Genomic DNA, 26,445 nt, shown 5'->3' on the forward strand with positions numbered 1-26,445 from the left:
ATGTCCGAATCCGTTAGCATCGCATCATGATGACGCCGCGCACCACGACGAGACTCGCAGGTGCTGCCCTCGTGGCAACTCTGACACTCGCCGGCTGCGGGGGTGCAGCCGAGGCACCGTCGCCCACGAGCACCACCACGGCACCGGCCTTCGCCGTCGACACCTCCACTCCGGTGGGGGCGCTCAACGACCGGATTCTGCAGTGGATCAACGGCGAGAACGCACCCGACCCCACCGAAGTGGAGGCCGTCGTCGGCCCCGAGTTGGCCGAGGCGGTCGCTCCGCTCGGCGGACTCGTCACCCCACTCGAACAGCTGCGCGCCGGTGCACCGAACGTAGCCACGGGCTTCGAGGCCGGCCCCGATACCGGCGTCCTGCGCTTCACCACCGCGGGTATCCCGGCCACGATCTCCACCTCCGTCGGTGCCGATGGCAAGCTCGACGGATTCCTGGCCAGACCCGACACCCCCGAGATCTCGTCGTTCGACGACCTCGATGCGGCGCTGTCGAAGGTGGCCCCGAAGTACTCCTACAGTGCGTCGCGCCTCAACGGTGGTGACTGCGAGGCCGTCTACTCCACCAATGCGGACGCCGTGCTCCCACTGGGGTCGGTGTTCAAGTTGTACGTCCTCGGCGCGCTCACCGACGAGATCGAGGCGGGCACGGTCCGGTGGGACGAGCAGCTCACCGTTCGTGATGCGACCAAGAGCGCGCCATCCGGCGAGTTGCAGAATCTGCCCGACGGCACCGCGGTGTCGGTTCGGGAGGCTGCCGAGAAAATGATTTCGTTGTCCGACAACACCGCAACGGATCTGTTGATGGAACGTCTCGGCCGCGACCGCGTCGAACGGCAGCTCCGGGTCATGGGACATCACGATCCGTCGGTCATGACGCCGATGATGGACACCCGGCAGTTCTTCGTCATCGGATTCGGCGATCCGAACATGCGGGCCGAGTGGTCCGGTGCGGACCCGGACGGCCGGGTCGAGCTGCTCGTCCGAGCGGACGCGCGGCCGCTCGAGATCGACTTCGAGAATTTCCTCGACAATCCGGCGTCGGCCGACGGCGTCGAGTGGTTCGCCAACGCGCAGGACGTCTGTGCAGCAATGGGTTACCTCGCCTCGGGTCCGGCAGCGGAGGAGAACCGCCGGATTCTGGCGATCACCCCGGGCGTACAGCTCGACGCGGCGCTGTGGCCGTATTCGGGCTTCAAAGGCGGCAATGCACCCGGTGATCTCGCCGGCGCATTCCTGGCCACCGATGCGTCCGGTCAGGACTGGATCGTCACCGAACAATTTCAGGCCGAAGGAGCGATCGATCTGATCCCGTCCAGCTACGCGTTCCTCGTTGCTCAGGAGGCGTTCGCGCTACTGAAGTAGGTGTGATTTGTAACATCGATGTTACTGCTGCATTACACTCGCGGTCGTGGAGGCACAACACGAACCAGCCCAGCACGCGTGGCCGTCGGGCTTCAAAGAGTTCCTGGTCAGCGAATTCACCGACTTCAGTCCCCTGGTCAACCGGGCGCTGGAAGACAACTGTGCGTCGCTGTTCCACGACGGTCCGTACGCGAAAACGGGCTTCTGGCGCAACTGCAGAGCGGTGTTCAAAGAATTCGTCTGGCCGGTCTGAGTTTCCGGCCCTCACGCGCGGCGGCAAAAGGTTACCGTCGAGTATGGCAACCACAACGGATCACCTTCGGAACACTCTGGACGGCCGCTGGCGAGATGTGAAGAACGAGGCGCGCACGCAGCTCGCGCGCGACGAGTTCCGACCGCACTACACGCCGAACACCGTCATCGCCCGCACCAAAGCACTCGAGCAACTCAAGCTCCTCGCCGCCGCCGGTGCAGCCGACAACGGCTTCAAGAAGGAACACGGCGGTACCGGGGATGTCGGCGCTGCAGTGACGATGATCGAGATGCTCGCGATGAGCGACCTGTCACTGATGGTGAAGGCCGGCGTCCAGTGGGGACTGTTCGGTGGTGCCATCGAGAATCTCGGCACCGAACGCCACCACGAGGCGTACGTCCCCAAGATCATCAACCTCGAACTGCTCGGTTGTTTCGCCATGACCGAGACCGGACACGGCAGCGACGTGCAGTCGCTCGAGACCACGGCCACCTACGACCCGAAGACGGACGAGTTCGTCGTCAACTCTCCTACACCGTCCTCGCGCAAGGACTACATCGGCGGTGCCGCCGAGACTGCGACCGTCGCCGCTGTGTTCGCCCAACTCATCACCGCCGGACCGGGCCAGGAACCCGAAAGCCATGGCGTGCACTGTTTCTTCGTGCCACTGCGCGACGAAAACGGCGACGACCTGCCCGGTGTCACCACCTCGGACTGCCAGTACAAGGGCGGCCTGCCCGGAGTGGACAACGGCCGCATCATGTTCGATCAAGTCCGCATCCCGCGAGACAACCTCCTCAACAAGTACGCCGATGTGTCCGACGACGGTACGTACTCCTCCCCCATCGAGAACAAGTCCCGACGGTTCTTCACGATGCTCGGCACGTTGATCCGTGGCCGCGTCACGGTCGGCGGCAGTGCCGCCGCTGCGGCACGGGTCGCTCTCGACATCGCGACGCGATACGCATTGCAGCGCAGGCAGTTCGCTGCACCCGACTCCGATCAGGAAGTTCTGATCATGGACTACCTGGTGCATCAGCGTCGGCTGTTCCCGCTCATCGCCAAGTCCTACGCCCTTCAATTCGCACAGAACGAGCTCGTGTCGAAGATGCACGAGTTGCAGACCGCGGACAGCCCCGATGCCGAGGAGCAACGCGAACTCGAGTCACGTGCAGCCGGCCTCAAGGCCGCGAACACCTGGCATGCGACGGCCGCGATTCAGGAAGCCCGCGAGGCATGCGGCGGCGCAGGATATCTCGCCGAGAACCGGCTGATCTCGCTCAAGGCCGACACCGATGTGTTCACCACCTTCGAGGGTGACAACCATGTGCTCACCCAGTTGGTGGCCAAGGAACTGCTCACCGCGTACGCCGACGACGTCAAGTCCATGAGCCCGGTCGAGTGGGTCAAGTTCGCCGCCGATATGGTCGGCGACCGAGTGGTCAAACGGACTGCAGCGCAAGCGATCATGCAGACGATCCTGGACCGCCGCCAGGACAACGAGGAAGAGGGTTCGCTGTTCAACCGCGGCACCCAGGTCAAGATGTTCGAGGATCGCGAGGAGTACCTGCTCTCCACCGTCGCTCGCCGGTTGCAGTCCAAGTCCAAGGAGACCAGCCCGTTCGAGGCGTTCAACGCGGTGCAGGATCACGTCCTGCATGCTGCGAGCGCGCACATCGATCGCATCGTCTTCGAGGCCTTCATCGCCGGCATCGAATCGTGCGAGGACTCGACCACCAAGGATCTCCTCGAAGAGGTCTGCGACCTGTACGCCCTCTCGGTGATCGAGAAGGACAAGGCCTGGTTCATCGAGCACCGCTACCTGTCCACCGAGCGGTCCAAGGCCGTCACCCGCGCCATCAACGAACGCTGCCGCACACTGCGTCCGCACGCGGAGTTGCTCGTCGACGGCTTCGGTGTGCCCGACGCGTTGGTCGGTGCGGCGATGCTCGGTGAGCCCGGAGCGGGAACCGAGGAAGAGCCGGCTGCCAACCCCAGTCACGCGCACTGACGCGTAGCGGGATCGAAACCCCCTAGGGGACGATCGCGAAAACCCGGCAGGGGCCACCGGTCGCGCCCGCGTGCTTCGGTGCGCCGACGACGACCGTCGCCCCTGCCGGGGGCACCGCCTCCAGATTTGCAAGCGTTTCGACTCCGTACCGACCCGCCCCGAGAACGGCTGTGTGCGCTGGGTATTCGCGGTCGTTCATCCGGTCGAGACTGAGCGTATCGACCCCGATTCCGACGACGTTGCGCTCGCGCACCAGCATCTGCGCCGAGTCGCCGCCGAACCCGGGTGCCGCTCGCTCGGCCAGTCTGTGCTGCCAGCCGCTGTGCATCACCACCAACGCACGGTCCGGAATCCGGCCGTGCTCGCGCTCCCATTGCACGACGTCCTCGGTCGTCACCACGGCGTCCGGGTCGGACTCGGCCCGAGCCGAGATGTCCACGACGACCAGCGGGGCGATCAGGTCCTCCAAAGGCAGGATGTCGGCCGTCGCACCGCCGCGAACACGGTGTGCCGGGGCATCGATGTGCGTGCCGGTGTGCTCCCAGTACGAGAGCTCGTTCACCAGGAATCCGCCGAGCTCGTAGGCCGCGACCGGGCGCATCGAGAACGGTTCGTTGCCCGGCCACACCGGAAACGAGGGGCTCAGAGTGTGTGTCAGATCCACCAAGCGGCCTGCCGGAATCGCCGAGGCGACCACCGGTTCGGCACGCACCACTCCGGCCGCCGCTACCGTCAGCGCAGCGGCACCCAGCGACCCGAACAGTGCTCTACGGCCGATTCTCCGATGGACCGTCTCGACGACCTCGGGGCCACACATCAGCCGGCAGCGGGCGTGACGAGCAGAACCTTGTCGTCGGACCCGTTGTCGGTCGTGAGCAGAAAAGCTCCGTCGTTGCCGAAGCTGGTGAGCGAACGCAGGCGTCCGTACTCGCCCTCCAGCGCGTCCGCCTCGTCGACGTATTCGGTGCCGTCCTCGGACAGCTTCAGGAACACGAGCTTCTCGCCCTGCTGACTCGACACCACGGCCGACCCGTTCCACGAACCCCATCCCGCGCCGCTCGCGAACGTCAGACCGGGCGTCGCGATGGTGGGGCTGCCCGAGCTCCACACTGCGGCGCGCGCACCGGGCACGCGGGTCGGATCGGTCATCGGTACCGACTCGTCGTAGATGAACGGGAGTCGATCGGGGCGGTACCCGTAGTTGCCGCCGGGCACCAGGAGGTTCAGCTCGTCGTCTCGGGTCGTGCCCTGCTCGACCTCGTACAGCTGACCGGTGCCGGGACGAATCGCCAGCCCCTGCACGTTCCGATGGCCGAGCGTGAAGATGCGATCCGGCGAACCCGCGGCTGCCGAACCGTCGGAGTTGATGTGCAGAACCTTGCCGCCCAACGAGTTTCGATCCTGCGGAACCGTCGGCGTTGCAGTGTCTCCGGTACCGACGTACAGGGTGCCGTCGGGATGAGCGAGGATGCGGCAGCCACCGTGACGACCGCCGTCGGCGACGGGAATGTCGTCGACGAGGGTGCCGGTGCGCGTGAGCGCCGTCCACCCCGGGTCGACGGTCCACGAGAGCACCGCGATGTGGTTGTCGCTGCCACCGCCCGAGCTGCCGGTTCCGGCGCTACCGGTCCCGCCTCCGCCGCCCTGTACGCCCTGGCACGTGTAGATGGTTCTCGAAGTCCCGAAATCTTCAGCCAGAGCGATGCCCATGAGGCCGGTCTCGCCGGAGGCGTACAGATCGTCGAGGTCCGCGGCGAGCTCGCGCGTGTCACCGCCGACGTCGCGGATCACGAACCGTCCGGCACGCTCACCCGTCAGCACCGTCCCATCCGGCGCGACCACCGCATCCCACGGTTTCGCGAGTCCAGTGAGCACCTCGGTGACCGTCAGATCGGGCAGCGGATCGGCCTGTGCCGTCGCGACCGTCGAACCGGCAAGCGTCAGGACGACGCTGGCGGCGAGTACTCCGGAACTGGACACCAGCTTGTTCATCCACACTCCTGACGACGATCGGTGATCGGCCCGATATGACCGATATCACATGATTTTAAACACACTTCAGGGGAGGCCCGCCGACTCGGAACGCAAATCGCTGCCCGGCAGCACACGGAGTCCGCGGCGATCCCAGGTCACGCACCGACCCCACCACTGGTCACTCGTGATGACGGCAACCTCGGTTCAGCCGACCTCGGGCGTGACGAGCAGTACCTGATCGTCGGATCCGTTGTCGGTGGTGAGCAGGAAGCCGCCGTCGCTTCCGAAGGGGGTGAGCGAACGCAGCCTGCCGTAGGTGCCGTCCAGTGCCTCCGCCTCGGCGACGTACTCGGTTCCGTCCTCCGACAACGCCAGGAAGACGAGCTTCTCTCCCTGCTGACTCGAGATCACGGCGGCACCGTTCCAGGAGCCCCACTGCTCACCGTCGGTGAACGTGACGTCGGGGGTCGCGATGGTCGGATCACCCGAACTCCACACTGCGGGCTGAGCACCGGGAACCCGGTCGGGGTCGGTCATGGGGACCGATTCGTCGTAGACCGACGACCGTCGGTCGGGCCGATAACCGTAGTTGCCGCCCGGCACCAACAGGTTCAGCTCGTCGTCTCGGCTCGTCCCCTGCTCGACCTCGAAGATCTGATCGGTTCCGGGACGGATCGCCAGTCCCTGCACGTTGCGATGACCGAGAGTGAAGATGCGATCCGGTGCGTCGGCTGCGGCGGTGCCGTCTGCGTTGACGTGTAATACCTTGCCGCCCAGCGAGTTTCGATCCTGGGGAACACTGGGGCTCGCAGTGTCCCCGGTGCCGATGTACAGCGTGCCGTCGGGATGAGCCAGGATGCGGCAGCCACCGTGACGCCCGCCGTCGGCGACGGGAATGTCGTCGACGAGAGTGCCGGTTCTGGTCAGGGCCGTCCACCCCGGATCGACGGTCCACGACACGACGGCAATGCTGTTCCCGCCGCTACCTCGGAGCCCCTGGCAGGTGAACACGGTTCGAGAGGCCTCGAAATCCACCGCCAGTGCGATACCCATGAGCCCGGTCTCACCGGCGGCGTAGAGATCACCGAGGTCCGCATTCAGTTCACGCCGGACTCCTCCGGAGTCGCGGATGACGAACCGGCCGGAACGCTCTCCGGTCAGCACCGTGCCATCGGGAGCAACCACCACGTCCCATGGTTTGTCGAGGCCGTCGAGCACGGTGGTGACCGACAGGTTCGGCAGCGGCCCGGCAGGCGCGGCCTGGGAGGGACCAGCTTCGGAAGAAGAGCCCTGCGACGACGAGGCCCCGGACGACTCGGTCGACTCTGCAGTGCTGTCCCGCTCGGTGGCGTCCGCCGAACAGGCCGCTACCAGGGCGACGCTCATGGCGATGACCGCAGCGCCGGTGACCGGTCTCTTCACGAGCCCTCCTGACGAGTTTCGATGAGTCCCATTTTTCCGGTATCACCGTTTTCGCAGGTTCCGAACCACCGACCGAGCGCGGTCGTGAAGTAATGCCCGTTCCGCGGGCTCGGATCAGGACACCAGTCGATACCCGGCTTCGACGACCGCGGCGTCCACCGTCGCGGTATCGAGCGTCGAATCGCTGCTCACCACGACCGCACCGGAATCCACGTCCACATCGACACCGGTGACCCCCACGATCTCGGAGACTTCTTCCTTCACCGACGCAGCACAATGTGCGCACGTCATGCCCTCGACCGAATATGTCGTCTGCATCGTCGACTCCCTTCTGTCGTCAGGAGCGCACGAGGCGCGCGATGGCCTCGGACGCTTCTTTCACTTTCGCGTCTGCTTCCGGCCCGCCTTGCCTCGCCGCCTCCACGACGCATCCGGCGAGGTGGGCATCGAGCAGCTTCAACGAGACCGACTGCAGCGCCTTGGTTGCGGCAGAGACCTGGGTGAGGACGTCGATGCAGTAGCGGTCGTCGGCGACCATGCGGGATATCCCGGCCACTTGACCCTCGATGCGACGCAATCGCTTCAGCAGGTCGTCCTGCTCGGCGCTGTAGCTGCTCATATCCCTCAGCATACCCCTACCCGGTAGGGGGTGCCTCAGTTCGACACGACTCGACGAACGCCGTCGACCATCAGCAATCCCGCGACGACGACGGCGAGGGCGGCCAGCGCGATCCAGGACCCCGAGTAGAACGTTCCCTGGTATGCCGGAGACACATCGGGAACCGCGGGGAACTCGGTGGTACGCACGCCCATGTTCCAGCACACCACGGCTCCGATGACCGCCAGCAGCGCAACCACGAGTTCCACCCAGCCGACGGACTTCCTCACAGGTACTCCTGTTTGGCCGTTTCGAGGGCCGCGCGCAACCCGTCGTCGTCCTTGGCCCAGGCCTGAACCAGCCCGCCGCCGACCAACCGCAGCCCGATGCCGTGGCGCTTGCGCGGCACACCCGAGAGCTCACCGAGCACTCGTGCCGTCTCCCATCTCTTGGGCTCGTACTCGTCGTCGGCGTACTCGGCCGCAGGGAAGATGTCTTCGATGTCGGCGACGTCGACGGTCTCCGTGCCCTGGCGCAGCGATCGGGTGGTGAGTTCGACGCTGACGTGCATACGAGCAGCGCGCAGCTGAACGTAGGTCAGACCCACGAGAATCAGCGAGAACAGCGCGAGGGCGAACCAGTGGATCACCGGACCGGAAGCGAGCTCGACGGCCAGTACCACGAGGCAGAACACGGGCCCCCAGGCCAGCATGCGCCATCGGCCACCGGGTTCGTGGAACAGCACGGTCTCACTCGCCGACATTTCACTGCTCACGATGAAACCACTCCCGTGCCGACGGTCGGTAGACGAGAACGGCCGCGAGAACGAGGCCGACGGTGATCACCAGCGGAACGAACGGGAACACCAGTGCCGCGAAGATCAGCAGCAGCGCGGCAACTCCCGACAGCGCCACCAGAGCGCGCCGAAATCTACGGTCGCCGCCGCGGACGTGGCTCGACATCAGCCCGACGGCCAATCCGACCACTCCGGAGATAACGCCGAGGCCACGAAAAACGGTCAAGAACGAATTGCCCTGTGCTTCCGAGCTGAACGACGCACGAATCTGATCGGCGGGGAGCGTCAAGGCGATCATGCAGACGACGATCAGCAACACGGCCGAGGCCAACCACAGCCAGTAGGCGGCCGAGACCACCCGAGGACGGACGATCGATGCGTCGGTGTCTGCGCTCACGCCAGACATCCTGCCACCGCGGGGTGGGGAAGGGTTCCGCCGGCAGAAATTCCGGACGAGCCCCGAACGCTCAGCCGGCAGAAATCCCCAGCGCCATGATTGCGATCGCGGCCGAGACGGCGAGGAGCAACCCGAGCAGCGCCCAACCGGGACGGCCGCTCTCCTGGGGACAGGGCTCGCTCTCGACTGCAGGCTGGGCGACGCTCGCTACTGCAGGGGTGTTCTCTGCCATCTCGGATCCGATCACTCGAAAAGGTATCGGGAGTGATGCTAGTCACATAGCAGGGCCTGCAGCCGCGAACACGCCCGAAACTACCGAGTTTCGCCAACTACTGCCGTCTGGACGCGGCGAAGTACTCGTTGGATTCACGACGATGCATCAGGTAGATCGCCCCGGCGGCAAGTACACCCTGGCCGATGCTCAGCACGCCCATCACGATGTTCATGGCACCCGCCGTCGATGCCATGGCGAACAGATCGAGGATCGTGGTGAACACGATGAACGATCCGATGACGGTCAGCAGCATCCGAGCCCACATCTTGCCCGCGCGCATCCGCTTGACCCAGAACAGGAACAACGCCCCGAAACCGAGCACGACGAATATGGTGACGACCAGCATCACCGTCACCATCGACTGCGTGGACTCGACGGTCATGTCCGCTGCCGCGTCCTGCGCCGCGAGTTCGTCGAGCAGAGACTGCGCAAATTCCTCACGCGCCCCGAACAATGTCCATACCGAATACAGCGCCGAGAGAGCGCCGATCAGCGCCACTCCCCACCACAGATGACGGGCCGTCTCGACGTCGACCGGTGCCGGTCGTGGAATCGGCTCGAGCTCCGGACCCGATTGTGGGAACCCGTGCTCGAGCTCCCAGCGCTGCCAATCCGGTTGCGACGGTGGATTGTTGGGCGTATTGCTGTCGGGGTTGTTTCCCGGTGGAAAATCGTTCACAGCCAGCCCGCCACTTCGGTTGCCCAGTAGGTCAGTACGACATCGGCGCCCGCACGCCGGATTCCGACGAGCGATTCCAGCACCGCCGCGTCGCGATCGATCCACCCGTTCTGTGCGGCGGCGGTGATCATGGCATATTCCCCGGAGATCTGATACGCCGCAACCGGAACCGGCGACATCTCGGCGACATCGCGGAGTATGTCGAGGTACGACATGGCCGGCTTGACCATCACCATGTCGGCACCCTCGGCGAGATCGAGCTCCACCTCGTGGGTGGCCTCTCGGCGGTTCCGTGCGTCCTGCTGATACGTCCGGCGATCGCCCTGCAACGACGAGCCGACGGCTTCGCGGAACGGGCCGTAGAAGGCCGAGGCGTACTTCGCGGAATATGCCAGCTGCCCCACCTCTACGTGGCCTGCCGCATCCAGTCCGGCGCGGATCGCCCCGACCTGTCCGTCCATCATCCCGCTGGGTCCGAGCAGATGAGCACCCGCATCGGCCTGCGCGATGGCCATGTCGACGTAGCGCAGCAGGGTGGCGTCGTTGTCGATCGAGCCATCCGCCCCCAGCACCCCGCAGTGACCGTGCGAGGTGAACTCGTCCAGACACGTGTCGGCCATGATGACCGTCGAATCCCCGAGGTCGGTCTTCAGCCGAGCCAGCCCGCGGTTCAGGATTCCGTCCGGATCGGTTGCCCCCGAGCCGGTTTCGTCCTTGTCCTCGGATTTGGGTACACCGAACAGCATGACGCCACCGACGCCTGCCGTCACGGCGGCCTCGGCCGCGGCGCTCAGCGAATCGAGCGTGTGCTGGAACACCCCGGGCATCGAGCTGATCTCCCGCGGCTCGGCGATGCCGTCGGCCACGAACATCGGCAGTATCAGATGCCGTGGCTCCAAGGATGTTTCGGCTACCAGCCGGCGCAGCGCCGGGGTGCGGCGCAGGCGTCGAGGGCGGTCGGTGGGGAACACAGCGGAACCTGCCTCACTTAGTTCGGCTAGTCCGCGCCTGTGCGTACTCCTGGTACTCACAGGCTCGGACGAGGCGCGTCAGCGCCTACGTGACTTCTTGCGCGGCGGGGGCAGTGCACCCTCGGCGCGCAGGCGAGCAGCGTGCTCGGCGAGCGCCTCGACCAGCGGTCCGACCTGAGCCGACTCGGGCTGCACATCCACGCGCAGACCGAATTCGACGGCCGTCTCGGCGGTCTTGGGGCCGATGCACGCAACGAGTGTGCGGGCGTGCGGCTTTCCGGCGATGCCGACCAGGTTCCGGACGGTGGAGCTCGACGTGAAGCACACTGCGTCGAATCCGCCGGTCTTGATCATTTCGCGGGTCTCGGCGGGCGGCGGCGCTGCCCGGACCGTGCGGTACGCGGTGACGTCGTCGATCTCCCAGCCGCGTTCGCGCAAACCTTCGGCGAGCGTTTCGGTCGCGATGTCGGCTCGCGGCAACAGAACTCGATTGACCGGATCGAACACCTCGTCGTACGGCGGGAAGTCCTCGAGCAGTCCGAGCGAGCTCTGCTCCCCCGACGGCACGAGCTCGGGATTGATGCCGAACGAGCGCACCTTCGCTGCGGTTGCCTCACCGACGCACGCGATCTTGACGCCGGAGAACGCGCGGGCGTCCAGACCGAACTCCTCGAACTTCTCCCACACTGCCCGGACGGCATTGGTGGAGGTGAAGACGACCCACTGGTAGCGGCCGTCGACCAGGCCCTTGACGGAACGTTCCATCTGGGCCGGGCTGCGCGGGGGCTCGACGGCGATGGTCGGGACTTCGATGGGGATGGCCCCGTGCGTGACGAGGCGATCGCTCATCTCACCGGCCTGGTCCTTGGTGCGCGGCACCAGCACGGTCCAGCCGTACAGTGCGCGAGACTCCCACCAGGACATCTTGTTTCGGCCCGAGACGACCTTGCCCACGGTGACCACGAGAGACCCGACGAGCTCGGATCCGGCGTCGTTCAGAGTGGCGAGCGTGGCCTCGACGGTGCGCTGCTGGCGAGTGGTGCCTCGAACGGTGATGGCTGCAGGCGTCTGCGGTGCCAAACCGTGTTCGACGAGGGCACTGGCGGTTTCGGCCAAATGACCCGACGTAGCGTGCAGCACGAGCGGGCCGGGAGCAGCCGCGAGTGCTGCCCAGTCGACCTCGCCGCGGACGTCGGCCTCGGTGTGGCCCGAGCCCAGTGCCATACCGGCGTAGCTGGGCACCGCGGATCCCGCGGGCAGGCCGGGGAGCACCTCGAAGGGCACGTGCGTCCGAGCGACGGCACTGACCTCGGCGATCACCGAATCGGTGGTGAGCGGATCGCCGGAAACCAGGCGAACCACGTCGTGGCCGTTCTTGGCCTCGGCGAGAAGCGTTTTGGCGACCTCGGCGGGCTCGCCGAGCGCCGGACGAACCTCGACACCGTTCTCGCCCGTCTCCGCGTCACGGGGGACATCGGCACCGACGAGCGCGGTGACGCCCTTGTCGACGTCGGGATCGGTGAATGCGAGCTCGGCCGCTCCGAGCACTTCACGTGCCCGGACCGTGAGCAGAGCCGGGTCACCCGGCCCGGATCCCACGAACAGGATCCGTCCGTTGGTGTTCTTGCGGACTGGGCTCATCGGTTGTTCTCCAGTGCTGTCTTGTGTGGGTACTGCAGTTCTATCGGGGTTGCCGTGCCCCGTTTCGGAATGAGTCGAGCGGTGGCGATCGACTCTCTCCGTACGACCGGACGGGTCGCCGTGCGTTTGGCGCGTCCGCGGACGGGTGCCGTTATGGCCCTAGACATGAGATCCACCCTGTACGTGAGAACCGGCCTGCGCTGGTTCGGTGACTGAAACGAGTTCGCGGGCACCGAGATCGAGCAGTTCGCGGGCCAATTCTCGACCCAGCTCCTCGGCGCGGTCGGGTGATCCGACGATCGACGCGCGGATGGTGTCGCTGCCGTCGATCGCGGCTACACAGCCGCGCAACGACAGTTCGTCGAAGATGCGGCCGTCCTCGTCGATGGATTCGACGACCTCGGCGATCGCGCCGACCGGAGCGGTGCAGCCGGCTTCGAGTTCGGCCAGCAGTCCACGTTCGGCTGCCACCGCGGCACGCGCATGCGCGTCGTCGAGGGTGGCGATGGCCGCCGCGAGATCCGTGTCGCCGGTGCGGCATTCCACAGCCAGGGCACCTTGGGCGGGTGCCGGCAGCAGCTGCACCGGATCGAGTGCTTCGGTGACGACGTCGAGTCGGCCGATGCGGGCCAGTCCGGCGCGGGCGACGATGACGGCGTCGAGCTCACCCGAGGCCACCTTCCCGATCCTGGTGTCGAGGTTTCCTCGCAGCGGCCGGACGTCCAATCCCTGTCCCAGAGCGCGCAATTGAGCAATCCGACGGGGCGCGGAGGTACCGACCTTCGCATCCGCGGGCAGCTCGCCGAGCACCAGCCCGTCGCGGGCCACCAGGGCGTCCCGGGGATCCTCGCGTGCCGGTATGGCCGCGATGACGAACCGGTCGTCGGCTGCCGTCGGCAGATCCTTGTAGGAGTGCACGGCGATGTCCACGGTGCCGTCGGCGAGCGCTTCGCGCAGCGCGGCCGTGAAAACGCCGACGCCGATGGTCTGTACGGGTGCAGCAGACAGATCGCCCGCAGTCTTGACGATCACCAGTTCGGCCTCGACCCCTGCAGCGGCGAGAGCCACGCGCACGGTGTCGGCCTGAGTGGTCGCGAGAAGGCTTCCGCGAGTACCGATCTTGACGATGCCGCTCATTCCGTTCGCTCCTGACCGGCGGTGCCGCCGGGGTGAGAGTCCGAGCGCAGATCGGTACGGCTGGCCGTGAAGTCGTCGACCAGCTCCAACGAGCCGATCTCCATCGGCGTCGCTACTGCATCGACCGAGCCGGGGCTCAGCTCGAACAACTCCCGCAGCGCGGCCGCGTAGGAATCCCCGCCCGGGGTGCTGGCGAGCTGCTTGACGCGCACTGTCGGCGAGTGCAGCAATTTGTCCACGACACGTCGCACGGTACGGGCCACCTCGTCGCGCTGCGGTGAATCGAGCCCGGGCAGCCGCGACTCGAGGCGCAACAACTCGCCCTCGACCACTTCGGCCGCGCGCTGACGCAGCGCGGTGACGGTGGGGGTGACCTCGGCGAGTCGTTGCCCCGCAAGGTAACCCGAGAGTTCACTGGAGACGATCTCGCGAGCCGCCGACGCGTCGTTCGCCGCAGCACCGGCTGCGGGATCGCGCTGAAGCGACTCCATGTCGAAGACGGTGATGCCCGGCAGTTGCGCCACCGCGGCGTCGACGTCGCGGGGCAGTCCGAGGTCGCAGATCACCAGCGGGTGCTCGGCGTCGCGGCCCACGAGGGCCAGGTGAGCATCGGCGATGGAGACCACGGCCCCCACCGCACCGGTACAGGTGATGAGGATGTCGGCCTCGGCCACCGCGTCGGGCAGATTCTCGAGGGCGACCGACGTTGCCGTGATTCCGTTCGAGACGGCGTTCTCGGCCAGGTGGTCGGCCCGCTCGCGGGTGCGGTTGACGACGGTGAGGCCGCCGATTCCGGCGCGGCCGAGGTGCGCGACGGCGAGGCCGCCCATGGCTCCGGCTCCGAGGACGACGGCCTTGCGACCGGCGAGGGAACCACCGAACATCTCGGCTGCGCGATCGAGGGCCACCGAGACCACCGAGGCTCCGGCGGCGTCGATCCCGGTTTCGCTGTGTACCCGCTTACCGACTCGCAGCGCCTGCTGAGCCAGTTCGTGCATCACCCGTCCGGAAGCCTGCTGGCCGTCCGAGGCGGCGTATGCAGATCGGATCTGGCCGAGGATCTGCTGCTCGCCGATGACCATCGAGTCCAGGCCGCTGGCCACTGCGAACAGGTGCTCGACGGCAGCTTCGCTGTAGCGCACGTAGGCGTGCTTGGTCAGTTCCGCGATCTCGAGTCCGGAGTGTTCACCGAGCACTTCGCCGACGGCGGTCAACGCGCCGTGAAAGGCGTCGACGACGGCGTAGATCTCGACGCGATTGCATGTGGACACCACCATGACCTCGGAAATGCTTCCGCTGGCCATCAGCTTGTCGGTCAGTTTCGGGCGATCGGTGTCCGTGATGGCGACACGCTCGAGGACTGCGACGGGAGCGCTACGGTGCGATATCCCGACGAGAAGGACACTCACGGTGCAATCACCGATCCGTTTCTTGTCGAACTGTTGACTGGGCTTGGATTACCGGCGATGCGTGGGCCGTGACTACGGCCGAGGCGTGCCGTGGACGTGAGTGGAGGCGGAGAAACCGGCTGTGGCCGAGGTGCAGTGACAACCGTCGGCACGGCCACGCCCGCCGGCTCGGAAACATTGCGGGAGCTGTTGAAGGAGAGCACCTGCATCTCCACGGCCAGGTCCACGCGCCGTACCTCGACGTGTTCGGGAACGTCGAGCACCATCGGCGAGAAGCTCAGGATGCACTCGACCCCGCCTGCGACGAGCTTTTGGGCGACTGCATGTACGGCGTCGTCCGGGGTGGCAATGACGCCGATGGTCGCTTCGAGTTCACGGCAGGCCTTGTCGAGCTCGTCGACGTGCCGGACGGTCAGTCCGTCGACGTCGGTGCCCACTCGTGCCGGGTCACGGTCGAAGAGGCCGACCATGGTGAAGCCGCGACGCGCGAATCCGCCGTACCCGGCCAGCGCCTGTCCCAGATTGCCGACTCCCGCCAGTACGACGCGGTGTCCGCGATCGAGTCCGAGTGCGCTCTCGATCTTGGCGCGCAGTCGTGCGACGTCGTAGCCGACACCGCGAACGCCGTTGGGGCCGAGGAAAGAGAGATCCTTGCGGAGTTTGGCCGATCCGACACCTGCTGCGGTGGCCAGTTCTTCACTGGAGACGATGAGAACGCCCTCGTCTGCGAGGATCGAGAGGACCCGCAGGTAGGTCGCCAGACGGGTGACCGTAGCCTGAGGGATGACCCGCTCTACGCCGCTGGGCGACGGGCGCTCTTCGGTCACGTCTGGGGCTCCTCGTCCGAACGGCGTCGATGCCGGTCTTCACGCTGATCCTGCGTTCGTGTCTATTTCACGAATGCTGTTCACACCACGGTAACTGCTTGTGAACGAATGAACAAAGTTGCGCATACCGGCCTTCACCTGCACACGGAGACGAATCACACGTTCTTAGGGTGCCCTGCCCGAGCCAGATCGGCCCGCAATCGGGGCACGTCCACCTCCCAGTAGCTGTGCTCGATACCGTCGAGCAGTACCACCGGCACTCGGTCCCCGTACTCCGCACGCAGGTCAGGCGATTCCGTTGCCGCCTCGTCGACGTCGACGACCGTGACGGCCACGTCGAACTCGCGGCATACCTCGTTCAACACCTCCAGCGCGTGGGCGCACGAATGGCAACCTGCACGGGTGAGAAGAGCCACGCCGGGGGGAGTCGTCTGCATCCGTCCACTGTGACACGTCCGCAATGGAGACGAACGTCACAGACTGCCGCCCCGCCGGCCCGCCCTCACGGCCGGCTTCGCTTGTCCCCCGTCGGTCCCGTCGGACCCACGACTAGGCTGATTCGGTAACCGAGTGCGCCACGTGGGTGACCGACTGGGCTGCATCGAGTACTCGAGTGGGAGGAGGACCGAAGTGAGTGATGGGGGAACCGACCTGCCGATCGAGGCCACGCCCGATATCGACATGGTCGACACCGAGGATCCACGCGGGGACAAGCAGTTCAAGCGGCGCATTCGCAGGATTCGCAACCCCTTCGGTCCGTCCGATGCAGAAGTTCGTGCCAACGTGGCCGGCCAGGCCAGTGCCGACGCCGCTCTCGCGTTGCAGATCGAGTCCGAAGGCGCGATTCCGCGGGATCTCACCGCCGCGGCCTTCTTCGACGTGGACAACACCATGGTCCAGGGCGCATCGATCATCCATTTCGCTCGCGGGCTGGCCGCTCGCAAATACTTCACCAGTGGCGACCTGGCTCAATTCGCCTGGCAGCAAGTGAAATTCAGGGTCAGCGGCAAGGAGAACAGCGAGGACGTGGCCAGCGGCCGAGAAAAGGCGCTCTCGTTCATCAAGGGCCGTCCCACCTCCGAACTGACCATGCTCGGCGAGGAGATCTACGACGAGGTCATTGCCGACAAGATCTGGGCCGGTACTCGCGCGCTCGCCCAGATGCACCTCGACGCCGGCCAGCAGGTATGGCTGGTCACCGCCACTCCCCTCGAACTGGCTCAGATCATCGCCAAGCGGCTCGGCCTCACCGGGGCACTGGGTACCGTCGCCGAGAGCAAGGACGGCGTGTTCACCGGCCGCCTCGTCGGAGACATCCTCCACGGCATCGGCAAGGCGCACGCAGTGCGCTCACTGGCCGTGCGTGAAGGCCTCAACCTCAAGCGGTGCACCGCGTACTCGGACAGCCACAACGATGTTCCGATGCTCTCGCTCGTCGGGACCGCCGTGGCGATCAATCCCGATACGGACCTTCGTGAGCTGGCCAAGAACCGGGGCTGGGAAATTCGCGACTACCGCACCGGACGCAAGGCCGCCAAGATCGGCGTTCCGACCGCGTTGGCCTTGGGCGCAGTGGGCGGCGGACTCGCTGCCGTGATCGGCCGTCGTAAAGGCTGACCCATCCGGGCCGGGCGCTCAGAGCGTCAGCTGCATCAGGGTCAGGTCGAGCCATCGGCCGAACTTCACGCCCACCTCCGGCATCTGCCCGACGGTGGCGAAGCCGAATTTCCGGTGCAGCGCGATCGACGTGGTGTTCTCGGACTCGATGAAACCCACCAGCACGTGCACGTCGCCTGCCCTGGCCCGCTCGATCAGTTCGCTCAGCAGCGCACTGGCCAGACCACGCCGATAGAAATCTCGGTGGATGTACACCGAGTGCTCCACCGAGTGCCGGTAGCCGCTCTTGACCCGCCACTGACCGTACGACGCGTATCCGGCCACTCGGCCGTCGACCTCGGCAGTGAGGACGGGGTATCCCGCAGCGTGGCGACCGTCGAACCAGGCCCTGCGATCGGCAAGGTCGACCTGTTCCTCGTCCCAGATGGCCGTCGTGTTGGCGACGGCTTCGTTGTGGATGTCGAGAATCTCGGGCAGATCGTCGATGGTGGTGTCGCGAATGTGCACTGGCACAGGATAACCCGTGCGTTCACCCCAGGAAGACGTTGCGCCTCTTGGCCAGGAGTCGATACAGCGTGTGCTGAATGGTTTCGCGGACGTGGTCGGTCAGCTCGAAGAGCACCATCGGATCCTCGAACGCGGTGGCGTCGTACGAGTCGGTAGGAATCGGCTTGCCGAACTCGATGTACCACTTGGACGGCAACGGGATCAGGCCGAGCGGACCGAAGTGCGGGAAGAAGGGCGTGACCGGAAAATACGGCATGCCCATCAGTCGAGCCAGTGGCGCGATGTCGCCGATCTTCGGGTAGATCTCCTCCGAGCCGACAATCGAGCACGGGATGATGGGTGCTCCGGTTCGCAGAGCCGCCGAGACGAACCCGCCACGGCCGAACCGCTGCAACTTGTAGCGCTCGCTGAACGGCTTGCCGATGCCCTTGAAGCCCTCGGGAAACACCGCTGCCAGTTCGCCGGTACGCAGCAGACGCTCGGCATCGGGGTTGCACGCCAGCGTGTGCCCGGCCTTGCGGGCGATGGTGCCGACGCCGGGCATCTCGAAAGCCATGTCGGCGGCCAACATTCGCAATGGACGGTGCGCCGGATGGTAATCGCGCACCGCGACCGACGCCATCAACGCGTCAACGGGCACGACGCCTGCGTGATTGGCGACGACGAGTGCGCCGCCGTCCGACGGGATGTTCTCGATGCCTTTGACTTCGACGCGGAACCACTTCTCGAACAGCGGCCGCAGCAACGGAAGCCAGATGGCGTCGGCGAAATGCGGGTCGTAACCGAATTCGTCGACGCTGTAGTCGCCGGCCAGACGCCTGCGCACGAATTCGGCAACCGAGGAGATCTGGTCGACAACGGCGGTCTTGGTGTCGTCGATCATCGACAGCAGCGGAGTCGGGATCGCTGCCGCTGGGGCGGACGCGACTGCGGGGGCCGGGTCGAGCAGTGGCGTCGGCTCTCGCGGCTCGGTGTAGGCAGAGGGGTGCCGTTCGCGCGAACCCTGCGACGCGCGGACCGAGCGGCCACCGTGCAATGGAATCACTTTGGCCACTTCACTCACCCGTCCCTCCCGAACTTCGTACTGTGTCCGAACTTCGCAGTGCTGCCAGCGCGCGCGCCGTGGACGCGCCGGTATCGACGGCGGAGAGCAATCGATTCTCGATCCCGTCCACCCACTCGGTCCTGATGACCGGGCGCAGCGCCGCGCCGCGGACGAAGTCGTCGAATGCCTGAACCGTAGTCCACCGCGGCTCGAAGCCCAGGACCGAACGCATGCGCATGGTGTCGAGCCCGCAGCCGAAGTGGAAGTAGTCGAGTTGTTCGGTGGTGAATTCCCGCATCATGCCGCCCATGAGGGCGCGGCCGACACTCTTGAACAGTGGAAACGGAACCGGCACCTGGACGCGCCCGGCCCGGCGAATCGCCTGCGACAGCATGATCGTGCCGTCTGCCCCGATGTTGAACGTGCCGGCCGGACCACCGATGGTGGCGCGCTCGAGCGCGGCGAGGGCGTCTTCCTCGTGCAGCAACTGCATACGCGCGTCGCGGCCGATGATGCTCGGGATCAGCGGCGAGGTCATGTACCGCGAGATGGTGCCGTTCAATCGCGGGCCGATCAGCGGTGCCATGCGCAGGATCGACACGGCGATGTCCGGTCGTCGACGGCCGAGTCCGCGAACGTAACCCTCGATGTCGATGGAGTCCCGTGCATACGCACCGCTCGGTGGGCGTCGGGCACTCATCTCCTCGGTGAATTTCACCGGGTCCTTCGCACTGCAGCCGTACACCGAGGAGGACGAACGCAGTACTACCTTCTCCACCGTCGGCGACTTCTGGCACACCGCGAACAGCTGCATCGCTCCGATGACGTTGAGGTCTTTCATCGTGGCGCGGCCCCCGGATTTCGGGGGCTTGGCGACGGTGGCAGCATGCACGACGGTATCCACGCCGGCATTACGAATAACCTTGCCGATCAACGGGTTTCGGATGTCCGCACGGACGAACTCGGCACGACCCATGCGTCGGAGCAGATCCTTGCTAGGAGACTTCTCGTCGACGGCGATCACCCGTTCGATCTGGGGATTCTGAGCCAGTCTGGTGACGAGGTAACCGCCGAGGAAACGACTCGCTCCGGTCACCAGGACCACTCGGGGCGCAGCAACACCACGATCGCTCGGACTCACTGCGCACCCCCAACATCGGCTCCGGTCCAAAGCCTACTGGATCGGTGGGCAGACGCGGGGGTGAGAAGCGAAGCCCATGCGCGAACGCCAGAAAGCCCGCCACCGATGGTGACGGGCCTTCTGGTGAAAGCTATGCCGGCAGAATCACTTGCCGAGTTTCCTGCGCTGCACGCGGGTACGACGAAGCAGCTTGCGGTGCTTCTTCTTCGACATGCGCTTGCGACGCTTCTTGATCACTGAACCCATGCGGGTGTCCTCACGTTCTTCTCTAGCGTTTTCGCGCACGCCGTTTGCGTACGCCTACCTGACAACCAAGCCCTGAGGGCTTCGAGCCAAAAGCCTTGGTCACCGAGCTGGCGCTGGGGCCACGTACTCGCCCACGGCTGCACACCGGCTGGCTGGCACGACGAACGCCAATCCTACCGGTCCGAACCGGCACTTACGAAACCGGCCCCGCGTGCACTACTAGCCTGCGTCGAAGTACGAGGTCTCGAGATAGTCGTGAACCGCCTTGGCGTGCACACGAAAAGATCGACCCACTCGTACCGCGGGCAATTCTCCGCCGTGTACCAGCCGGTACACGGTCATTTTCGAAACCCTCATCAGCGTCGCCACTTCGGCGACCGTGAGGAACTGCGTTCCGGCCAGAGCCGGTTGACCATCCGGGGACGAACCCTTGGACGGCTTGTTTATAGACGCCATCAATCCACATACCTCCGGCACGTCTCATGCGGCAGGCTTCCCCTCCTGCCGAACAGACACGCACGTGCTGCCCCCGAGCCTATAGGGACAGATGGGGTTACTGCGACGGGAGTGGGGAAAAGATTTTTTATTCTGCTGTGATGCCCATCTCAATGGATCGGGCATTCGCGGCACCGAGAGCATCGAAAAACGCTGATCGGAGGCCATTTCGTTCCAATTCTCGCACTGCCGCCGCCGTCGTACCGCCCGGCGAGGTCACGGCGTATCTGAGCTCGTTCGCACTCTCGTCGGAGCGATCCAGCATCGCCCCGGCCCCCACCATCGTCTGAACCACGAGCGCAGACGCCACGTCGCGCGTCAATCCCAGGCCCACTCCCGCGTCGATCATGGCCTCGGCCACCAGAAAGAAATAGGCCGGACCCGACCCGGATACGGCCGTCACGGCGTCGAGCTGATGTTCCTTGACCACCACGACCTTGCCAACGGCCGAGAGGATGGAGCGCACCAGTTCGAGGTGCTCGGCGCGTGCGTACTTGCCCGGAGCCAACACGCTGACGCCCTCCCCCACGAGCATCGGGGTATTGGGCATGACCCGGACGACCGGGAACCCCGCGGGGAGCTTCGGCTCGAATTTCGCGGTGGGGACGCCTGCGGCCAGTGAGACGATCAGTTGCTCGCGTTCACCGTCGAGCTCTGTCTTCGCAATCTCGCCCAGAGCCACCTCGACGTCGCCCGGCTTGACCGCGAGCACGATCACGTCGGCACCCTCCGATGCGTCGGCAACCGTGGTGGTGAGCACGCCGAACTCCTTCGCGATCTCCTTCGCACGGGACTCCGACTTCTCGGCGACCACCAGATCGCGCACCGCGTGGCCGGACTCGAGGAGTCCTGCAATCAACGCCTCGCCGATCCGTCCGCCGCCGATCACTGCAATTCTCGTCATGCGGCCAAGCCTGCCATGTCAGTTCGAGCGCGGCACCATCGCCAACTGTCTGCTCTGCACCACGACGGCACCGGTCGAGTCCAGCACCACGTGGTCCTCCTCGAACCAGGCTTTGCCGATGACGGAGCTGGTCGCCGCCACGCGCAGCCACCCCGGCGCGGGACGGCGCCGCAGGTAGGTCGTCAACTGCACCGTCGGGGCCCAACCGAACATTCCGCGGTTCATCGTCACCGGAGCGGAGATATCGCCGGTCATCAGTGCGAACAGCACGGCCGTGTCGATGTCGGCCTCGTCGCCTGCGAAAGGGCGCACCCACAATCTGATCTCCGCCTCGCCCTGCGCGCCGGTCAGGAACGACGCCGAGGACTCGTCGATACGCATCTCACAGCCCTTGGCGACGTGCACGATGGACGCCATCGGGTGATCACCCGCCACCGCGAGAGTCTCGGCGGGAGGTTCGACGGCCATCGACGACGCCGACGTGGGGCTCTCGTGCTGCGGCGCGTCGGATTCGAGGCGACCGAGAGTCACCACGGCTCGCACCGCAACGCGTCCGGCCTGGGTGAGCTCGACGTCGACGTGGCACACCTGGCGACCGCGCTTGCGCACGATGGTCGTCAGGGCCACCTCACCGGGATCGGGTGCGGCCAGGTAGCTGACGCTGACCGCCAGCGGCTGCATGTCGGACTGGCCGGGGTCGGTCCTGACGATCTGCTGACGCGCCGCCGCGGCGCACACTGCGAGCATGGCCCCGCCGTGCACCTTGGGACCGATGGTCCAGGTGGAGTCGATCGCCCCTGCGAACGACGCGGTGTCGTCAGTGACGTGTAGCGCGGTGAGGGTGGTGGCGGCCTTGAACGGGCTGACGGAACTCATTCCGGTCAACTTACCGGCGGCGTCAGGACAGGTGTGTACGGGCGAACTGGAGGGCTTGGTCGAGCATCGACGACCGCTCGGGCACGGTCCGCGCGTTCTGCGTGTTGATCTCGATCACCGCCTGGCCCTCGAACCCGCGACGGACCAGCTCGGTGCACACCTCGACGCACGGCTGACTGCCGTGCCCGGGGATCAGATGCTCGTCGACGGACGCGCCTCGGCCGTCCGCCAAATGCAGGTGCGCGATGCCCTCGCCCATCCGATCGAGCATCTCGATGGCGTCCGAGCCCGCGGTAGCCGTGTGCGAGAGGTCGAGGGTGTAGTGACCGTGGCCGACGTCCGTCGGGTCGTACGACGGCGAGAACGCCGACAGGGCGGCCCCAGGCCCGCCACGTCGTTCCAGTCGCTGCGCCGATTTCTCCTTGCGCCCGAAGAACCTGTCGGCACGCATCGGAAACATGTTCTCGACTGCGACCACCACGTGTGAGTTCGATTCCAGTTCCGCCACCTGATCGGCGAAGCCCTCGCTGTACTTACGTTGCCAGCGGAACGGCGGATGCACTACGACCGTAGCCGAACCCAGTTTCTCTGCCACCTCGACCGATCGGGCCAGTTTGGCAATCGGATCCGATCCCCACACCCGCTGAGAGATCAGCAGACACGGAGCGTGGATGGCCTGAACCGGCATCGAGTACTCCCGCGACAGTGCGGCCACCGCGTCGACGTCCTGGCTGACCGACTCGGCCCACACCATCAGTTCCACGCCGTCGTAGCCGAGTTCGGCTGCGTACCGAAACGCCGCCTCGGTGTTCTGCGGGTACACCGAGGCCGTGGACAGTCCGACGGGTATTCGCTGCGGTGCCATCGTGTTCCAGCTCAGCCGGTACTGAGCTGGAAGGCGAGCGGGCCGAGTGTCACGAACACACCCACGGCGATCGCGATGACGATCGAGATCAGATCATCGGTGCGCCGCAGAATCCTCACCACTGCGACCAGACCGACGATCACCAGCACCGACAGCACCAGGGCGACCCATGGCAGCACGTCCCACAGCTGCTCGAAGCCCTTGAACAGCAGTGCGCCGACGACGACGGCCACCACTGCCTGACCCACGAGCACGAGCCACTGCCGAACGGCACCGCCCTTGCCCTTGGCGGCCGAAGCCCGGCGGCCGGATCGGGTGGCGGGGCTCGCGTCGGGCTCGGTCTCCGGTGCGGCAGCAGCGTCGTCCTCGGCGTCACGCTCTGCATCCGCCTCGACGAGATCGACGGCCTCGGTGGCGGCGGATGTCTCGGGTTCGTCGGTGGAAGCGACCTTGCCAGTCCTATCGGATTCCGTATCGTCCGGGCGCGCAATGCGCGCAGACACCGCAGTCTTGGCGACGTCGTCGACGTCGATCACCGCTGCTCGCGGAGTGACGTCGGTGTTCGGCTCGGCCACCTCGACCTGGCGCGGCGCGGTGAATCCTGCGGGCTTGCGGTTCCGGCCCTGTTCGGCCGCGGTGGATCCGTACGGCTGCCGATCCGGTGGCGTCGTCGGTGCAGTCGGGCGATGACCGCGCTCGGTGTCGTCGTGCGACCGGTTCAGCAGGTCACCGGCCACCGTGGTGGAGCCGGACAGCAGTTCGGGCTCGGGCTGTTGCTTCTCGCGCCTGGCCACCGGTTGAAACGCGGTCGGGCGTGCGCTCTGCGGCCGGGCCGGTTGTGGCCGCGAAGACAGGAATGCGGGCGCGTCGTCGTGCGTCACCTGGTCGTCGTCGGCCTCGACTCGAGCCGGGGCCGGCGTGTCGCGGGCGGCCGGGGACGGAGCAGGTGCGTCGACCACGGGGGCGCTACGGCTGCCCGGCTCGTCACGGACGACAGGGATTTCACCGGTGAGCTCTGCGACGGAGATGCCGCCCTTGACGCCTCGGCGACGGCGTCCACCTGTACTCAGGTTCGTCTGCTGGCCGTTTCGGGCCAACAGCTCGGCAACCGAGATCTGCCCGGTGTCTTCTGGATTGTTCTCGCTCATGTCGAACTCCCCACCAGATCGCCGTCGGTTTCGGTGTCCAGCTTCCTCAAAATCAAACCTTCCCTCAGCGCCCACGGGCAGATCTCGAGTGACTCCACCGACAATGCCCGCATGCTCGCCTCCGCTACCAATGCCCCGGCCACCAGTTGTGGCGACCTGTCGGCGCTGACGCCTTCCAATTCTGCACGGTCGGCGGCCGTCATCCGCGATATGAAGGCTATGAGTTGCCTCAAGCCGCTCGCGGTGAGTGTTCGCGTCACTCTTGGACCGGCTGCGGAGGGCGCGGCACCGGTCAAGCGAGCCAACGAACGGAATGTCTTCGACGTTCCCACGGCCCGGTCGGCATCGCCGGCCGCGAGCAGCTCCTTGGCTGGGGTCGCCAATTCCGCGTCCAGCCAATCCCGGAGGACCGCGATACGACGCTTGCCCGGTGGATCCTCGTCCAGCCAATCGCGGGTGAGGCGACCGGCTCCGAGCTGCAGCGAGAATGCGACGTCCGGGTTCTCGTCGCTTCCGCTGGCCAGTTCGAGCGATCCGCCGCCGATGTCGAGTCCGAGGATGCGACCGGCGCTCCAGCCGTACCAGCGGCGTACCGCCAGAAACGTCAACTTGGCCTCGTCGACACCGGAGAGGGTCTGCAGGGTGACGCCGGTTTCGGCGAGTACCCGGGCGAGCACGTCGTCGGAGTTGTAGGCGTCACGCACTGCCGAGGTGGCGAACGCCATCAGCTCACTGCAGCCGGATCTCGTGGCGATGGCTGCGAACTCACGAACCTCGTTCACGAGACGATCCGCGCCCGCAGGGGTGATGTTTCCGTGCGCATCGGTGTTCTCGGAGAGGCGCAGTGTTGCCTTGCTCGAGCTCATCGGGGTGGGGTGAGCGCCGCGGTGGGCGTCCACGACAAGAAGATGCACCGTGTTGCTACCGACGTCGAGCACCCCTAATCGCACAGGTCCACGGTACTGGGTCTAGCGTCGTCGTTTGTGACAGCAGGTCGTGAGCAGCCACCGTTCGCTGCAGAGGTCGAGATGGATTTCCCACGAGAATGGGTCGAATTCCCAGATCCAGACAATTCGGAACACCTCATCGCCGCCGATCTGACGTGGCTCTTGTCCAACTGGACCTGCGTCTTCGGCACTCCGGCGTGCCAGGGAACCGTCGAGGGCAGGCCCGACGACGGGTGCTGCTCGCACGGAGCGTTCCTGTCCGACGATGACGACAAGCGCAAGCTCGACGAGTCGGTGAAGTTGCTCACCCCGCAGGACTGGCAACTCATGGACAAGGGTCTGGGCAAGAAGGGATACGTCGAATACGACGATCTCGACGACGAGCAGTCGCTGCGTACGCGCCGCTACAAGGGTGCGTGCATCTTCCAGAACCGTCCCGGGTTCGCCGGCGGTATCGGGTGCGCGCTGCACTCCATGGCGCTGCGCAAAGGCATCGAGCCGCTCGAGGTCAAACCCGATGTGTGCTGGCAGCTGCCGATCCGGCGCACCCAGGACTGGGTGACGCGGCCCGACGGCTCCGAGATTCTCAAGACCACCATCGGCGAATACGACCGACGCGGCTGGGGCGAGGGCGGTCTCGATCTGCACTGGTACTGCTCCGGCTCCCCCGATGCCCACGTCGGCGCGAAGCAGGTGTTCGAGTCCTACAAGCCCGAGTTGACCGAGCTGCTGGGCAAGGCTGCCTACGACGAACTGGCGTCACTGTGCAAGCGTCGCCGTGGCCTGGGTCTGATCGCGGTGCATCCCGCTACTCGCGAGGCTCAGCGCCGATAGAGCAGCTGCGCCGCATGTGATGCTCCTATGAGTGTCAAGTGGCGGTTTTCTG

The 26,445-nt window shown here is 66.0% G+C and carries 31 protein-coding genes; 5 read left to right on the plus strand and 26 right to left on the minus strand.

Going from position 1 to position 26,445, the window contains the following annotated elements; genetic code table 11:
* The first annotated feature begins 26 nt into the window (after window positions 1-26).
* Genes O4220_RS26700 through O4220_RS26710 form a run of 3 tightly spaced genes read left to right on the plus strand, consistent with a single transcriptional unit; the run spans window position 27 to window position 3,643 of the window.
* A complete protein-coding gene (locus O4220_RS26700; protein WP_269608568.1) occupies window positions 27-1,379 on the plus strand; it encodes a serine hydrolase in 1,353 nt (450 codons plus the stop codon).
* Window positions 1,380-1,425: 46 nt separating this feature from the next.
* Entirely contained in the window at window positions 1,426-1,632 is a 207-nt protein-coding gene (locus O4220_RS26705; protein ID WP_269608569.1) for an inositol 2-dehydrogenase, read from the plus strand.
* A gap of 43 nt (window positions 1,633-1,675) precedes the next feature.
* The gene (locus tag O4220_RS26710; RefSeq protein ID WP_269608571.1) at window positions 1,676-3,643 is read left to right on the plus strand and encodes an acyl-CoA dehydrogenase; all 1,968 of its coding nucleotides are present in this window, start codon (window positions 1,676-1,678) and stop codon (window positions 3,641-3,643) included.
* A gap of 22 nt (window positions 3,644-3,665) precedes the next feature.
* On the opposite strand, the gene O4220_RS26715 is transcribed toward O4220_RS26710, so the two are convergent.
* From O4220_RS26715 to O4220_RS26790, 16 genes are all read right to left on the minus strand, one after another.
* Window positions 3,666-4,460 carry a cyclase family protein gene (locus tag O4220_RS26715; RefSeq protein ID WP_269608572.1) on the minus strand — a complete coding sequence of 265 codons (795 nt, stop codon included), beginning with the start codon at window positions 4,458-4,460 and terminating at the stop codon, window positions 3,666-3,668.
* Window positions 4,460-5,635 (minus strand): PQQ-dependent sugar dehydrogenase, encoded by a 1,176-nt coding sequence (locus O4220_RS26720; RefSeq protein WP_269608573.1) that lies wholly within the window; start codon window positions 5,633-5,635, stop codon window positions 4,460-4,462. Before O4220_RS26720 ends, O4220_RS26715 begins: the two co-directional genes overlap by 1 nt.
* A gap of 186 nt (window positions 5,636-5,821) precedes the next feature.
* Window positions 5,822-7,039, minus strand: a complete 1,218-nt coding sequence (locus O4220_RS26725) for a PQQ-dependent sugar dehydrogenase (RefSeq protein WP_269608574.1) — start codon at window positions 7,037-7,039, stop codon at window positions 5,822-5,824.
* 114 nt (window positions 7,040-7,153) lie between these two features.
* Window positions 7,154-7,357 (minus strand): heavy-metal-associated domain-containing protein, encoded by a 204-nt coding sequence (locus O4220_RS26730; RefSeq protein ID WP_269608575.1) that lies wholly within the window; start codon window positions 7,355-7,357, stop codon window positions 7,154-7,156.
* A gap of 19 nt (window positions 7,358-7,376) precedes the next feature.
* Complete coding sequence (locus O4220_RS26735; RefSeq protein WP_037188667.1) at window positions 7,377-7,658, minus strand: metal-sensitive transcriptional regulator; 282 nt, start codon at window positions 7,656-7,658, stop codon at window positions 7,377-7,379.
* A 35-nt stretch (window positions 7,659-7,693) separates the two neighbouring features.
* Window positions 7,694-7,927 carry a hypothetical protein gene (locus tag O4220_RS26740; protein ID WP_269608576.1) on the minus strand — a complete coding sequence of 78 codons (234 nt, stop codon included), beginning with the start codon at window positions 7,925-7,927 and terminating at the stop codon, window positions 7,694-7,696.
* Window positions 7,924-8,400: a hypothetical protein gene (locus tag O4220_RS26745; protein WP_269608594.1), complete on the minus strand. Its 477-nt coding sequence runs from the start codon at window positions 8,398-8,400 to the stop codon at window positions 7,924-7,926. Before O4220_RS26745 ends, O4220_RS26740 begins: the two co-directional genes overlap by 4 nt.
* Window position 8,401: 1 nt before the next feature.
* Window positions 8,402-8,830: a hypothetical protein gene (locus O4220_RS26750; protein ID WP_269608577.1), complete on the minus strand. Its 429-nt coding sequence runs from the start codon at window positions 8,828-8,830 to the stop codon at window positions 8,402-8,404.
* Window positions 8,831-8,900: 70 nt separating this feature from the next.
* Window positions 8,901-9,062 carry a hypothetical protein gene (locus O4220_RS26755; protein ID WP_269608578.1) on the minus strand — a complete coding sequence of 54 codons (162 nt, stop codon included), beginning with the start codon at window positions 9,060-9,062 and terminating at the stop codon, window positions 8,901-8,903.
* Between the two features lie 97 nt (window positions 9,063-9,159).
* A complete protein-coding gene (locus tag O4220_RS26760) occupies window positions 9,160-9,783 on the minus strand; it encodes a hypothetical protein (RefSeq protein ID WP_269608579.1) in 624 nt (207 codons plus the stop codon).
* Window positions 9,780-10,754: a porphobilinogen synthase gene (gene hemB / locus O4220_RS26765; RefSeq protein ID WP_269608580.1), complete on the minus strand. Its 975-nt coding sequence runs from the start codon at window positions 10,752-10,754 to the stop codon at window positions 9,780-9,782. Before hemB ends, O4220_RS26760 begins: the two co-directional genes overlap by 4 nt.
* A 78-nt stretch (window positions 10,755-10,832) precedes the next feature.
* Window positions 10,833-12,395 carry a uroporphyrinogen-III synthase gene (locus tag O4220_RS26770; RefSeq protein WP_032401867.1) on the minus strand — a complete coding sequence of 521 codons (1,563 nt, stop codon included), beginning with the start codon at window positions 12,393-12,395 and terminating at the stop codon, window positions 10,833-10,835.
* A gap of 159 nt (window positions 12,396-12,554) precedes the next feature.
* Window positions 12,555-13,523: a hydroxymethylbilane synthase gene (gene hemC, locus O4220_RS26775; RefSeq protein WP_269608595.1), complete on the minus strand. Its 969-nt coding sequence runs from the start codon at window positions 13,521-13,523 to the stop codon at window positions 12,555-12,557.
* Between the two features lie 5 nt (window positions 13,524-13,528).
* On the minus strand, window positions 13,529-14,941 hold the full coding sequence (locus O4220_RS26780; protein WP_269608581.1) for a glutamyl-tRNA reductase: 1,413 nt from the start codon (window positions 14,939-14,941) through the stop codon (window positions 13,529-13,531).
* Complete coding sequence (locus tag O4220_RS26785) at window positions 14,938-15,768, minus strand: redox-sensing transcriptional repressor Rex (RefSeq protein ID WP_269608582.1); 831 nt, start codon at window positions 15,766-15,768, stop codon at window positions 14,938-14,940. The genes O4220_RS26780 and O4220_RS26785 overlap by 4 nt, the downstream gene beginning before the upstream one ends.
* A 155-nt stretch (window positions 15,769-15,923) precedes the next feature.
* The gene (locus O4220_RS26790) at window positions 15,924-16,205 is read right to left on the minus strand and encodes a glutaredoxin family protein (protein WP_269608583.1); all 282 of its coding nucleotides are present in this window, start codon (window positions 16,203-16,205) and stop codon (window positions 15,924-15,926) included.
* Window positions 16,206-16,449: 244 nt separating this feature from the next.
* Here O4220_RS26790 and O4220_RS26795 point away from each other — a divergent pair, with 244 nt between their 5' ends.
* A complete protein-coding gene (locus O4220_RS26795; RefSeq protein ID WP_269608596.1) occupies window positions 16,450-17,385 on the plus strand; it encodes an HAD family hydrolase in 936 nt (311 codons plus the stop codon).
* A gap of 18 nt (window positions 17,386-17,403) precedes the next feature.
* On the opposite strand, the gene O4220_RS26800 is transcribed toward O4220_RS26795, so the two are convergent.
* From O4220_RS26800 to O4220_RS26845, 10 genes are all read right to left on the minus strand, one after another.
* On the minus strand, window positions 17,404-17,892 hold the full coding sequence (locus O4220_RS26800; RefSeq protein ID WP_269608584.1) for a GNAT family N-acetyltransferase: 489 nt from the start codon (window positions 17,890-17,892) through the stop codon (window positions 17,404-17,406).
* Window positions 17,893-17,914: 22 nt separating this feature from the next.
* Entirely contained in the window at window positions 17,915-18,955 is a 1,041-nt protein-coding gene (locus tag O4220_RS26805; protein ID WP_269608585.1) for a lysophospholipid acyltransferase family protein, read from the minus strand.
* Window positions 18,948-20,078 (minus strand): NAD-dependent epimerase/dehydratase family protein, encoded by a 1,131-nt coding sequence (locus O4220_RS26810; RefSeq protein ID WP_269608586.1) that lies wholly within the window; start codon window positions 20,076-20,078, stop codon window positions 18,948-18,950. Before O4220_RS26810 ends, O4220_RS26805 begins: the two co-directional genes overlap by 8 nt.
* A 144-nt stretch (window positions 20,079-20,222) precedes the next feature.
* Window positions 20,223-20,324 (minus strand): 30S ribosomal protein bS22, encoded by a 102-nt coding sequence (locus tag O4220_RS26815; protein WP_003402602.1) that lies wholly within the window; start codon window positions 20,322-20,324, stop codon window positions 20,223-20,225.
* 219 nt (window positions 20,325-20,543) lie between these two features.
* Entirely contained in the window at window positions 20,544-20,780 is a 237-nt protein-coding gene (locus tag O4220_RS26820) for a helix-turn-helix domain-containing protein (protein WP_008713658.1), read from the minus strand.
* Between the two features lie 127 nt (window positions 20,781-20,907).
* Entirely contained in the window at window positions 20,908-21,723 is an 816-nt protein-coding gene (gene proC / locus O4220_RS26825) for a pyrroline-5-carboxylate reductase (protein WP_269608587.1), read from the minus strand.
* A gap of 18 nt (window positions 21,724-21,741) precedes the next feature.
* Window positions 21,742-22,599 carry a thioesterase family protein gene (locus O4220_RS26830; protein WP_269608588.1) on the minus strand — a complete coding sequence of 286 codons (858 nt, stop codon included), beginning with the start codon at window positions 22,597-22,599 and terminating at the stop codon, window positions 21,742-21,744.
* A gap of 22 nt (window positions 22,600-22,621) precedes the next feature.
* Entirely contained in the window at window positions 22,622-23,464 is an 843-nt protein-coding gene (locus O4220_RS26835) for a sugar phosphate isomerase/epimerase family protein (protein WP_269608589.1), read from the minus strand.
* A gap of 11 nt (window positions 23,465-23,475) precedes the next feature.
* Window positions 23,476-24,612 (minus strand): hypothetical protein, encoded by a 1,137-nt coding sequence (locus O4220_RS26840; RefSeq protein ID WP_269608590.1) that lies wholly within the window; start codon window positions 24,610-24,612, stop codon window positions 23,476-23,478.
* A complete protein-coding gene (locus tag O4220_RS26845; RefSeq protein WP_269608591.1) occupies window positions 24,609-25,562 on the minus strand; it encodes a Ppx/GppA phosphatase family protein in 954 nt (317 codons plus the stop codon). Before O4220_RS26845 ends, O4220_RS26840 begins: the two co-directional genes overlap by 4 nt.
* A 78-nt stretch (window positions 25,563-25,640) precedes the next feature.
* Here O4220_RS26845 and O4220_RS26850 point away from each other — a divergent pair, with 78 nt between their 5' ends.
* Window positions 25,641-26,393: a hypothetical protein gene (locus O4220_RS26850; RefSeq protein ID WP_269608597.1), complete on the plus strand. Its 753-nt coding sequence runs from the start codon at window positions 25,641-25,643 to the stop codon at window positions 26,391-26,393.
* Window positions 26,394-26,445 lie beyond the last annotated feature (52 nt).

The sequence above is a fragment of the Rhodococcus ruber genome, from assembly GCF_027270735.1.
Taxonomy (GTDB): Bacteria; Actinomycetota; Actinomycetes; order Mycobacteriales; family Mycobacteriaceae; genus Rhodococcoides; species Rhodococcoides rubrum_A.